Consider the following 12,599-nt stretch of genomic DNA (forward strand, 5'->3'; position numbering starts at 1 on the left):
TAGGTTTCTATCAAGCTGCGTAGCGGTTGGGAGATAGTCGGTCCGCAACACCAGGGATGGAAGTCGCTTCGCCGGAAACAAGCTGCGTGGTGAGTTTTCCAGTGATGGGTCCCAAACTCAATCCCATCATGGCATGGCCCGCCGCGACGGTCAGATTATTCCATCCGGATGGCTTACCGATATAAGGGAGACCATCCGGCGTGACAGGGCGGAGACCGACCCATGGCGAGATGCCATCGAAATGCTGAGGCTTGAAACGGGGCATGTAACGTTGAACACTCTTGATCATGCCTCGAATCTTCTCAGGTGCAATGACATGATCAGGATTCCCAATGGTCATCGTCCCACCGAAGCGTAGCTTGTCCCCCATCGGAGTTACAGCTACCTTGGCCTCGCAGAGGATCGAGCAGACTGATGGGAGTTCGATCGGAGTGGGTACGGTAAGCGAGTATCCTTTGCCGGCTAGCAGGGGAATGCGAATGTTGAGCGAGCGAACCAATTCCTCCGACCATACACCACCGCAGACGACGAACTCATCGGCTGCGAACTCTCCATGGTTCGTGACAAGGGCTCGAATCCGTGTCGCATCGGTCTTCCAACCGGTAACGTGTGTCTGCCACAGGAATCGCCCCCCTCGCTTTTCGATTTCTGATTGCAAGGACCGATTGAGAAGCTCTGGATCCAAGTGGCAGTCTTTGGGGTAATAGACCCCTCCTTTGACTTGCAATGTCACGTTCGGGTCGAGGGCCTCTACATCGTTAGCGGTTAGTACCTGCGCTGGGACCCCCAAGTCCCGCGATTGCTGGGAAAGAGTCACTTCCTCCTCCAACATCGCATCGGTATTGCAGAGCATGAGCAGCCCTTTTTTCACCAAACCGGATTGGATGCCCTGCTCCGCCCATTGAATGTACAGGTCGCGCGACGCCAAATTCAAATCGCGAAGAAGCGGAGCCGCCTGCTCGACTTGCGCCTTCGTCGACGCGAGATAGAACCGTAGCCCCCACTTGAGCATGTTTAAACTGAGGGAAGGGCGGATAGAAAAAGGAGACTCGGGATCTTTAAGCCACCGAATCGCCTGCCCCATCACGCCAGGTGCTGCCAGAGGAACGAAGTGGCTCGGGACGACCATTCCCGAATTCCCGTGAGAGCAATTATCACCCTGGGATGCAATGCGATCGATGACGGTGACGTTCCAACCCTTTTCCAACGCAAAATAAGCGGTGGAAAGTCCAATGATGCCACCGCCGACGACAACCAAATCCTTTTTTGAGCCCGTAACCATTGCAACCGATTTCTATGATGAAAGATCAAGACGATTCAAACGAGACTGCTTGCCCTCCGGAAATGCCTTCCACGGATGGCGTCGCCGATGGATCGCAAACTGCGGCCGAACGGCTTCTGCATGTTGTATCACTTCGACGTCTCATTTTCCATCGATCGACGAGGTTCCTCCTCGAATGATCCGTTGGGGCTAGCGGCTGCCGCGAGGGCGGAAGCGGGTGAGATTGCTGAGCAACTGGTGGGAGCGAGCGGTCAATTGGGTAATAATCGTAGACCCAGTAAGCGAGTGGCCATGGAGCTCGCTAGCGATCTCCGTAAAGACCGAGTCCGACTGGGTTTCCCTCATCTTCTCAATCTTTTCGTCGAGCTCTCGAAGTTTCGCTTTCGCTCTCTCGATGGCAGCATCGGTCTGTTCGAGCCCCCCGTTGGCGTCGAGCATACACTGCTCCATCGAGACTGCTGCCCCGCCCATCGCATCGTTTGACATCTGCTTTTCCTCGCTTATATCCCAAGCACTTGTATTGGGGTGGAAACGAACTTTTGAAGCGGGGGTTCGGAAAGATGACTCACAAACCATGTCAGTCAAACGAAAAATCTTGCCCAAGGCGAAAAATCAATCGAACGTTTCGCTTGCTACGTCAATCTGTCGGCAGGTGAGCCCCATCATTACGGAATTCAGGCCAGACCCAATTCCCAGCAGGGCGATGCGGGTATCCCCGTTCACGAACCCTTCTTCGACTCCCAATCCCAGGGCGGTGGGGAGCGCAACCGAGCCCGTATTTCCCAACCTCTCGAACGTACTGAAATCTCTTTCCAAAGGGAGGGCGAGCCTCTCAAGCATCTTTCGGCGATGCGCGGTCCCTACTTGATGACACACGGTTCTTCCAATGCTCTCTCGATCCCATCGCAATTCTTCGAGAAGTGCATCAAACGCTTGCGAGCCGGTCTCAATGCCCGCTTCCAATAGCAATTCAGAATCGGTCTGCATGGTCGGAGCCATCGACGCCCCAGCTTGATCGGTATCGCTCTGACACAAGTCATGAAACTCTGTCTTCGCAACGGCTACGGCACCATGCACCGACGCCCCTCGATCACCGAACAAAGAGGTGCGCCCGAGCAACCAGGCGCAGCTGCCTGACCCAATGGTCAACGATGCGAATGCAGGCTTGATCGATTGCCTCGTCAGTTTTTCATCTCCGAGGAGTTGGGCGATGGTTGCCTCGAGCAGGCCGCGACTGTCCTCGGTACCGACGACGATGCCGGCATCGATCACGCGCGCCTCAATGAGACTCGCGATCTGAACGGCCCCATTCATGACACCGAGGCAAGCGTTCGAGAGATCGTAAACCCACGCCTTCGAGGGCAAACCTGCCAGATGATGGACGCGGCAAGCCGTTGCGGGCTCCAGAAATTCACGGCAGACGCTGGCGTGAATCAACGCCCCGATCCGAGCCGGTAAAATGTGGGCAGCTCGCATCGATAGCTGTACGCTGCGGGCGCTAACATCGCTCAAACGCGTTCCTTTTTCCCAAAGGCGCCGGGCCTGAATGCCGCTCATCCCCTCTAAACGTCCCTGCGGAAGCCTCAATCGCTCGTAAACAGGAGCCAAGCGATTCTCGATCTCCTCGGAGGTGATGATCTCAGGAGGGAGTACGAATCCGACGGACAGGAGTGAAACGTCTTGAAACAGCACCTTGGTCGTTAACTCCTGCTTCGGCGATCCGTCATTTCATGCACCATATCAACCAACGCAATCACGTGGTCGACGGGCGTTCCCGGTAGAATTCCATGCCCAAGATTGAAAATATGCCCCGGACGACCTGCAGCACGGTCCAGCACATCTTTTACCGCCGCGCGGATCGCATCCAATCCCGCGAACAACACCGTGGGATCCAAGTTTCCTTGGACCGCTCGATCGGATCCAACCATATCCCACCCAACATCGAGCGATACTCGCCAGTCCAACCCAACAACGGTGCGTGCATCACCGCGCAGCATGGACAGGAGCATTGGATTCCCCGTGGCAAAATTCACAACCGGAACCGTCGGCGAGATCGATTCCAATAGCTTGGTCATAAACGGAAGAACATGTGTTCGATAGTCGTTCGTCGACAAACATCCCGCCCAGGAATCGAACAATTGCACGCACTGCGCACCGGCCGCAATCTGTGAATTGAGATACAGTGCAATCGAGTCGACGAGTTTGTCCATCAGAACACGCCACGCGGACGGATCGCCCAGCATCAACTTCTTCGTGTGGACGTAGTTTCGAGACCCTCCCCCTTCGATCATGTAACTGGCCAAGGTGAAGGGAGAACCTGCAAATCCAATAACCGGGATCTTGGGGGGCAACGCCGCACGCGTCAGTCGAACCGTGTCGGCAACGAACTGAAGCGGCGCCATCTGCTCAAGTACTCGGACGCGGTCGATATCGGAAGGCTCTCGGATGGGATTATGAATCACAGGCCCGTCCCCAGCCGCAAACTCCAAATCAAAACCCATCGGCTCCAAGATCGGGAGCAAGTCGGAGAAGATAATCGCGGCATCGACTCCGATTTTCTCCACCGCCGTCACCATCACCTCGGCGCACAAAGCTGGATTCTTGCAAAGTTCCAAGAACGAATGCTTCTCTCGCACCGCGCGATACTCCGCCATGTAGCGGCCTGCCTGCCTCATCAACCAAACCGGGGTCACATCGGTGGGCTGTCGATAACAGGCCTTGATAAAATCGCTCGCTTCCATCGCTTCTTTCATATTGTCATCGCCTGCTAGGTGCGCGTCTTGGGAACGAACTGTTGCACCGGAGCTACCCAAGAACCGCTTGGCTTTTAAGATCCGCTCTGTTTTCTCTGCTGCCGCCTGCACCAAATGCCCCATTTTGGAGTGTTCGGGCTCCAAATCCACCGGCAACTCCAAGTGCTGCAGCATCTCGGTCGTGGTTGGCCCGATCGATGCGACCACGGTCTCTCGCAACGCGAGCCGAAGCTCTCTCTCGCAGCCCATCGAGTCGGCCATGCGTAGCATATTGACGGCTTGGTGGGCACTGGTGAACATCAAACAATCCCGTTCACCACGGCAGATCGCCCCGATGTTTTCTCGCAAGGGATTGGTGTCTTCCGGGAACTCCCATTGGTAAACGCGAACGTGCACGACGTTAGCGCCGCGCGCTTCAAGACCTGCAACCAACGAGTGATTGGTAACGCCGTACTCCTGCAAACCGACCGTTTGACTGGCAACGGGTACGTGCTGATCCATCAACTGCAGCACTTCACGCCACGTATTCGGCTCCGGGGCCCGATGCGTCGGCTGAAGACCGACCTCGCGCATGGCGACGACCGGCTTGGGACCGCGGGCAATGGTGACAATGTCGGAAAGGGAATCGAGAAAACGCTGCTTGTCGACATGGGGCTCGATGGCGGCGATCAATTGCCGAAACCCGACTCCGGTCAAAAAGATGACGATCCCAATTTCGCCGGTCATGACGCGGTACGCGAAGTCGACCACTTCTTTGTTTTTCTCGATGGCGACCTCGCGCATCGAAGGACTCACGAAGGGCTTTCCACCAAATCGCTCAATCAGTCGAGACAAATCGTCTCGTCTGCGGCTCTCGAGCGCAGCGACGCGAAGGCCTCCAAAGGATGGGGTACGGATCGAACCTTCCGATGGAGAAGGTTGCGTTGCATCGGACATAGCGGCTCGCTTAGTGCTTGAAGTGACGCTGACCGGTGAAGATCATTGGGATGCGATACTCATTGCAAGCGGCAATGACATCCTCGTCCTTCTTGGAACCACCCGGTTGTATGATCGCAATGATCCCAGCTTTCGCAGCGCGATGAATTGAATCAGGAAATGGGAAAAACGCATCGGAAGCCAAGATGCTCCCTGCCGATCGCTCGCCCGCCTTCTCAATGGCGATTTCCACCGAATCGACTCGGCTCATCTGCCCGGCTCCGACCCCGACCAACGCAGCGTCCCTCGCCAGAACAATGGCATTGCTCTTCACATGCCTGACCATCTCCCAACCAAATGCAATGTCGTCCCAAAGCTCATCCGCCACGGCAACGTTCGTCACAGTCTTCCAGTTGAGACTTGTCGGGGGCTGATTGTCGGCTTCCTGTACCAACACGCCGCCGCTGATCAGACGATAGTTCAATTCGCGTGGTTGATTGACCAAAGGACCCGTCGCCATGAGCCGCACATTATCACGCCACTTTGGTTTGGTCTTTAAGATAGCCAAAGCTTCGTCGGTAAACTCGGGTGCAACGATCGCTTCGACAAACAATCCAGGTGTGCTAAGCACCTCCGCCGTCTCGGCATCGACCGTGCAGTTAAACCCAAGGATTCCACCAAACGCGCTGAGCGGGTCCCCGTCGAGCGCTTTGCGGCAGGCAAAGGAGGCTTTGTGAGCCGAAGCTGCCCCGCATGGATTGTTGTGCTTGATCACGACCGCCGAAGGCTTCGCGAAGCAACGCACGATCTGCAGGGCGGCGTCCAGATCGAGCAAATTGTTGTACGAGAGCTCTTTTCCATTGAGCTGCTGAGCGTTCACCAACGAGGCTTCGTGTTTCCCAGGTAACCGATAGAGCGCGGCCGATTGATGGGGATTCTCGCCGTACCGAAGGGTCGCCTTGAGCTGCATCGGGATCGTGATATTGGCCGCCATCTCAAGCGGTTCGCTCTCGCGCGGCGGCTGGGTTTGTTGATGCATGTAGTCTGCGATGCACGCGTCGTAACGAGCTGTCTGTGCAAAACATTCAGCAGCAAGCCTGCGTCGCAACGCCAGTGACGTCCCCCCTTTGGTTGCGAGATCTTCCAAGATCTCGTCGTATTGCATCGGACTGGTCGCGACCACGGTGAACGCGTGATTCTTCGCCGCTGCTCGGATCAAGCTCGGGCCGCCGATATCGATTTGCTCGATCGCCTCTTCGATGACAACCCCTTCGCGCTGGATCGTGCTCTCGAAAGGATACAAATTCACGACCACCAAATCGAATTCGAGGATCTCATGGTCCCGCAACGCATGTTGATCCTCCGCCAATGTTCGACGAGCCAGAATTCCTCCAAAGATCTTCGGATGTAGTGTTTTCACACGACCATCCATCACCTCCGGAAAGCCCGTGTAAACTGACACATCGTGGACCTGAATCCCCAGTCCGAGCAAGTAACTGCGGGTGCCACCCGTGCTGTAAATCTCGACCCCTTGCGAGACGAGCCCCTTCGCAAAGTGCTCCAGTCCGGATTTGTCGCTAACACTGACGAGGGCTCGGCGAACGGACGCAATATCGGGAGTCGGAATGTTCTTGGGAGAAGAGGAGGCTGTCACGGTACGATGATTCTGGGAGAGCAGTCCGCCGGGGATTCTGGGAGAGAAGTCCATCGGGCAGACTTAAGGGAATTCGCTGGTCTTCAGGCAACCTGGATGAAACGAAGCCCTTCGGGTCCGACGAACGTTCCCAGAACGGCCTCTCAAGACGCTTTTGTACTCCCCCCAATCGTCCCAGATGGGCTTAAGACTCGCAAGCCTTGATCCCTTCGGCCTGAAGCAAACTTTCAATCTCGTTATTGAGCACGTCGAGCTCTTGAATGACGCGATCGTAGCGTTCCACCAACAACTTCAAGGTGGCCACTTCCTCGGGCGCCAAAGCGATATTTCCTAACTCCAACGACGGTTCTTCGGTGGGGGACATGCTCATTCCTCGATCGGCAAAGACAGAACGCTCGACCCATGCGGTGCTCGCGATGCCCTCCTCTTCGTCCCATTGCCGAGCCTCGGCCGAGCCTTCTTGGCGCAGGTCGTGTTATCGGGCTTGGGCAAATAAATCGCGTCGGCCAAATTGGGCAGATTGGCAAAGATGCGACGCCCCCCTGGCGCCGCCGGCAAATCAGAACGGCAAACCGCACTGGGAATCCGCAATGGGAATCCACCGTGCCAGTCCGACGTTTTGCTATCGTCCCAATCGCTCGATGGCTTCTTCCGCCCAAGGACTTTGGGGAGCAAGCTGCAGAAAACGGAGCCAATGTCGAGCTGCTAGTTCGGTTTGCTCTTCCTCATCCAAACACCGAGCCAAATGATAGTGGACGTCGGGGTAGCCATCGTCCTTGACCAAGGCCCCTTGAAAGGCCGCGATGGCCAGCGTAATCGCCCCCGTCTCTGCAAGGACGCAGCCCAAATTCACTCTCGCCTCCAAGAAATCTTCATCCAGTTCGATGGCGTTGTAGTACCGCTCTCTCGCAGCCGTGACGTCTCCCAGCCGGTACAACAACTCGGCCAACTGAAAACAAACTTCGGCATTCAACCCATATCGTCCGAGAATGACCCGGTACCACTCGATCGCGTCCTCAAACTGGCCCGCGTCTTCGAGCTCTTCCGCAATTCTGAGAAGATCATCCCGCTTCCAATTCTCGAGGTCGCCAGGCACGTCCCGACGACCACCTTGCTCTTCCTCGTCGCGACCATAAGCAGGCTGGGCAGCAAACACAATCGGCAACGAATCATCGCTCGCTGCCACCGTTTCCTCTTGGTCAAAGTCGAGATGGAGCTGCCCATTGGCCCCAAGCAATTTCCCTCCCTGCCGCAACAACAAGCGCCGACCATCGACGACCAAATCGAGATCGAGGAGCGATTTCTTTTCCACCCATGGCTTAAAATTGGCAAGTTGTTTCGCGATGTCGACCGGGCGCGCTCCCTTGGCGATCCAGTTGGATAGCTGCCTCGCATTTTGCACTTGCTCGAAATCGAAATAGGGAAGGCGATGCGCGACCTTGAACGACGTGAGCAATCCCATTCGGTGCCAGCGACGTATGTTGCGGACAGGTGTTTTGAGGAGCCCTGCCATCATTGCAGGTGTGTAGAGCTGCTTCGGACTCTGCTCGACCAGCCCAAGCCGCTGCCAGAGCTCGTGTTCGTGAATGAGATGCGCACTCCCATCGCGCAATCGCCTGCGCACCGCATCGGTCAAACACTCCGAGATGTCTTCGCCGGGGAGTTCATCCGCTCCGATGACGATCCAATCCACGTCAGCACCGATCCGCTCCAGCACATCGACGCCCATCTCCCGAAGGATCTGCAGGGCTTCCTTTTTCGAGAATGCCCCTAGCTTGCCGAAGAAAGCGATCCGCTGACCCTCGATCCACGCCTGGCTTTCCGCGACCACGTTCGATATTCCTTGCTGATTGAAAAATGTCCTGATTGGATCGGAACTCGCGACAAGACGGACTAGAGCCGGATTTTCCAACTCTGCATCTCACCTAACAATTCCTGCTTCGTCATGTCGAATTGGAGCGGGGTGATCGTCACATGCCCGTTGGCCAACGCGGTGAGATCGGTTTCGTGATCCGTAGGTCGTGGAGGCGGATCATTGGTGGACCAATAGTAATTTCGCCCTTTGGGATCCTGCCTCTTGATGTAATGCTCGCCGTAACGTTCGACTCCCATCGGAACGCACCGGACATCGGGTACACCCCCTCGTCGATAGAGCTGCGCCGCAGCGGTTGGGATATTGATGTTGTAAAGATCTTTGCGGTCTCCCTGGGATTCCAGGACCTGACGAATTAGTGCGACGGCGATCTCTGCGGCCGCTTCAAAATCGGCATGCGGATCATGCTCCAACGACACGGCAATGCTGGGGAGCCGGAAAAACGCACCCTCGATCGCAGCAGCCACCGTCCCAGAGTAAAGGACATTGATTCCTGCATTCAGCCCGCCATTGATCCCGCTCACGATCAAATCGATGGGCTTGCTAGCCAGTTCCGCGATTCCCAATTTGACGCAATCCGCTGGCGAGCCTTCGACAGCCCATCCGCGAAAAAAATCTCCTTCAAAAATCTCTTTGCAAGTAAGTGGGGTGAGATAAGTGATCGAGTGACCGACACCGCTTTGCTCGGTAGCCGGAGCAACGACCAACACATCCCCCAGTCGCTCGAGCGCATGCCGCAAAGCATGTAGACCAGGCGCATAGATACCATCATCGTTTGCCAGAAGAATGTTCACGCACTCAAATCCCCGACGCAAGGAAAAAACAAAAAGCAGCTGGCACCTACCAACTGCTTCGATGAGTTTGAACCAAATCGGTTTCTAGGGCAATGGCTGCTCGCCTCTACTTCGTCGCGGCGCCAACATCCAGCTTGGTCCACTTCTTCGCGCTGAGCTTCTTCAATGCTTCGGCGGAAACAGAACCATTTTCCTTGAATACCAACGATTGGAGCTTGGGCATCGCCAAAATTTTCTCAATGGCTGCGTCGGTCACTCCGGTCGAACGGATGGAGAGTTCTTTCAAATTGGGGAGCTTCGCGATGACGTCAAGCGTTGCGTCCGACATCTGCGGAACACTCCAAATATCGAGAAGCTCCAGGGCCTTCAATCCCTCTAAATTTATGAGTCCACTATCGGAGATGCTGCTCAATTCGTGCAGATAAAGGCGCTTCAGCTTCGGAAGATCTGTAAAGACCTCGAGGGCTCGATCGCCGACAACTGGCAAATCGCGAAGGGTCAAGCGTTGCAGCCCCATTCCCTTGAGGGCGAGCACGCCGTCATCCGCAAACCCTTGGCAACGGAAGATCTCCAACTGGGAAAGCTTGCCGAGCTTTGCCAAGTGCTGTCCGGATTGATCGGTAATGCCAAAGTCTTGAATGAGCATATTCTCAAGCGTTTGGTTTCTCGAAAGAAGCTCCATGCCGTAGTCGGTGACCGCCGTGCTGCGGTGCTTGAGCGCTTTGAGTTTGGGCAAGTCGCCGAGGACATCCATGGTCATGTCCCCCGCTTCCATGTTGCCACGCAAATCGAGAACCTTCAGATCTTGCAGTTTGTTCAATCGAAGGGTGCTGATGTCATTGAGACGATTTTGCAAGAGCGACAACTGCTGCAGCTTCGTTAACTCCGAGATCGATTTGAGCACTCCGCTGGACATATTCGAGTTGGAGGAGAGATCGAGCTCGACCAAATCTGGATACGCCTTCACGATCGCTTCGACCCCCGTGTCATCGAGTACCGTATTGGTCAACGACAGGGACTTGAGATTCTTCAGTCCGAGAATCTTGGAGACGGATTCGTTGTTAAGAACTCGGCAATTGAGGATCTGAAGCTTGCGAAGATCGCTGAGTTTGTTGAACAGCGTCAAGTCGTCGTCGGTGATCTTCGATCCGTCGGTGATGACGATCTCGGCGAGTTTGTCACCGTCCATCGTCATCTTGGCAACCGACCCGAGCTCTGACAGCCTCTTTTTGGCCGCAGCGACATCCTTTGCGTCGGCGGGATGCGCGGCGACCGTGGCCGCACAAACAGTCGTGACCGTCGAAAACGGAAGAACCGAGGAGGAGACGATGCCGGAGAGGCAGGCCACTTGGAAGAACTTGTTCACGGATACCTCAAAATGGGCGTCGAGTTCACGGAGGAAGGGAATGCGGGTCGTTTTGAGAAGCAGGACTTACCAAAACAACGACGGGAGCCAACTGACTCCCGTCGATAACCGTTTTATCTGGCATGAGTTCATACCAGAGTACCTAAAGGACCGGATTAATCCAGTCGATAGCCGTCTCGGTAGGTCGGCTTGATCAAGTCCGCGACGCGCGGAGTCTTGAGCGATGCCAAGTTGGTGACCTTGAGATTCTTCGCATCCCATTCCACCTTCTCGCCCCACTCGCCCATCTCGCCGTCCTTTCCACCGTTCGCAGCGGCCCAAACGGCCAAGTTTCCGAGGAGGATGGTTTCGGTGAGAGGACCAGCTCGCTCGATGAAGTTCGACTTGCAAATCATCGGATTGCCGGCCATCTTCGCTCGGAAGAGCTCGTACATGTTGTTCACGTCGAAGCCCCCTTTGTCTTCGGCTTTCTCGTAGTCGATGGAGGCCTTCGAGACTCCCTTGAGCTCGTACTTGCCGCAGTAGTCATCGGAGCTGTAGAAGGCACCCTTTTCGCCAACGATGAGAACACCGCTATCGGAAACATTGTTGATGCCCCACTTGGTGAAGACTTCCATCGGGGGCTTGTTCCCCTTGCGGTCGTACCACCAGAATGGAATCGCAGGTCGCTCTGCTGTTTCAGGAAACTCGAACTTGATGATCGAGCTGGCGGGGAAGCTATCGAAGTCGTGTCCTGTCGTCTTGGCTTGAACCGAGATCGGATCCCGAAGACCGCAAGCAGCGAATGGAACGGTGAGCTGGTGGCAAGCCATATCGCCAAGAGCGCCGGTGCCGAAATCCCACCAACCGCGGTGCTGGAAGCTGTGGTAGAGACCGGGCCAGAATTCTCGGTCTGGAGCCACGCCGATCCAAGCCTTCCAGTCGAGCTTTTCCATCGCTCGCGCGATTTCCTTCTTCTTGGCCTCGATCAGCTTGGGTGCCGATTCTGGATCTTCCTTCATCGCTTGTGCGGTGAACTTTTCCATGTTGTTGCGGCGGCCAGGACCTTGTGCCCAAACAGGGCGGTTCGACCAAGCGTAGACTTCTTTGAGAGTGCCCAAGACACCCGACTTCAATTGAGCAATGGCCTCGCGAGACGAATCGAGAGCCGTCCCTTGATTCCCCATCTGGGTGCAAACGCCGGTGTCCTTAGCGACTTGAGCGAGCAGACGAGCTTCGTAGATCGTTCGAGTCAAAGGCTTTTGGGTGTAGCAGCTGATCCCAAGACGCATTGCCTCGAGGGTGATCGCAGCGTGCATGTGGTCGGGAGTACTGACCGTTACGATGTCGATATTCTTGCCGTGCTTTGCGAAAAGCTCGCGGTAATCGGTGAACTTTTCTGCGGATTGGAAGCCTTCCGATTTGGCCTTCCCGTCCAACGTTCCTCGGTCGACATCGCAAATGGCAACGACATTGCCGAACTGAGCCGCGTTGCTGGAGTCACTGCCCCCTTTGCCACCGACGCCGATACAAGCGACATTGAGCTTTTCGATAGCAGAATTGCTGAACGCTTGCTGCGTTCCAGCAGCGACGAAGTAGCCAGCGCCGACGGCTGACGTCGTCTTCATAAACCCGCGGCGAGATGTTTTCGACATGGAGTGCTTCCCGTAAGTCTTGGAGTGATTCAATCAGCTACCCGCACCATGCCCCTCCGAATCCAGCGAGTTCGTTCGCTCGGTCACTTGGGAAACATGATTCGCGCAGCCGCGAAATGGAGCGATTTTCTTCGCCCTTAATCTGCCGCCTATCTTAACGAGGAGGATTGGCAGTCGCAACAGTTTGGCGGAGTCTAACCGAGGTAAAGAATCAACCCCTCCGCGGGTTGCGAGGCTGCACAGTCGGCGTTTGCGGTGGAAACCCTACGCCGGGCATGATCGGGGCATCCGGAATCCCTTCAAAAACATGATGCGATCCGCTGCCAAA

Annotated in this window: 10 protein-coding genes; all 10 read right to left on the bottom strand. The window is 55.8% G+C overall.

Going from position 1 to position 12,599, the window contains the following annotated elements; genetic code table 11:
• Positions 1-10: 10 nt before the first annotated feature.
• Positions 11-1,282 carry an NAD(P)/FAD-dependent oxidoreductase gene (locus tag SH467x_RS06575; protein WP_482370479.1) on the bottom strand — a complete coding sequence of 424 codons (1,272 nt, stop codon included), beginning with the start codon at positions 1,280-1,282 and terminating at the stop codon, positions 11-13.
• A gap of 189 nt (positions 1,283-1,471) precedes the next feature.
• A complete protein-coding gene (locus SH467x_RS06580; protein WP_482370480.1) occupies positions 1,472-1,768 on the bottom strand; it encodes a hypothetical protein in 297 nt (98 codons plus the stop codon).
• 126 nt (positions 1,769-1,894) lie between these two features.
• Entirely contained in the window at positions 1,895-2,974 is a 1,080-nt protein-coding gene (locus tag SH467x_RS06585) for a 3-oxoacyl-ACP synthase III (protein WP_482370481.1), read from the bottom strand.
• An 8-nt stretch (positions 2,975-2,982) separates the two neighbouring features.
• The gene (gene hemE / locus SH467x_RS06590) at positions 2,983-4,971 is read right to left on the bottom strand and encodes a uroporphyrinogen decarboxylase (RefSeq protein WP_482370482.1); all 1,989 of its coding nucleotides are present in this window, start codon (positions 4,969-4,971) and stop codon (positions 2,983-2,985) included.
• A 10-nt stretch (positions 4,972-4,981) separates the two neighbouring features.
• A complete protein-coding gene (gene purH / locus SH467x_RS06595; RefSeq protein ID WP_482370483.1) occupies positions 4,982-6,658 on the bottom strand; it encodes a bifunctional phosphoribosylaminoimidazolecarboxamide formyltransferase/IMP cyclohydrolase in 1,677 nt (558 codons plus the stop codon).
• Between the two features lie 130 nt (positions 6,659-6,788).
• Complete coding sequence (locus SH467x_RS06600; protein WP_482370484.1) at positions 6,789-6,968, bottom strand: hypothetical protein; 180 nt, start codon at positions 6,966-6,968, stop codon at positions 6,789-6,791.
• Positions 6,969-7,226: 258 nt separating this feature from the next.
• Positions 7,227-8,435: a tetratricopeptide repeat protein gene (locus SH467x_RS06605; RefSeq protein ID WP_482370485.1), complete on the bottom strand. Its 1,209-nt coding sequence runs from the start codon at positions 8,433-8,435 to the stop codon at positions 7,227-7,229.
• A gap of 62 nt (positions 8,436-8,497) precedes the next feature.
• Entirely contained in the window at positions 8,498-9,271 is a 774-nt protein-coding gene (gene surE / locus SH467x_RS06610) for a 5'/3'-nucleotidase SurE (protein ID WP_482370486.1), read from the bottom strand.
• A 106-nt stretch (positions 9,272-9,377) separates the two neighbouring features.
• Positions 9,378-10,637 carry a leucine-rich repeat domain-containing protein gene (locus SH467x_RS06615; RefSeq protein WP_482370487.1) on the bottom strand — a complete coding sequence of 420 codons (1,260 nt, stop codon included), beginning with the start codon at positions 10,635-10,637 and terminating at the stop codon, positions 9,378-9,380.
• A gap of 155 nt (positions 10,638-10,792) precedes the next feature.
• On the bottom strand, positions 10,793-12,271 hold the full coding sequence (locus tag SH467x_RS06620; protein WP_482370488.1) for a Gfo/Idh/MocA family protein: 1,479 nt from the start codon (positions 12,269-12,271) through the stop codon (positions 10,793-10,795).
• Positions 12,272-12,599: the final 328 nt, after the last annotated feature.

It is taken from the genome of Brakhagea slesvicensis, from assembly GCF_052161625.1.
In the GTDB taxonomy this organism is placed as follows: domain Bacteria; phylum Planctomycetota; class Planctomycetia; order Pirellulales; family Pirellulaceae; genus JBKCUI01.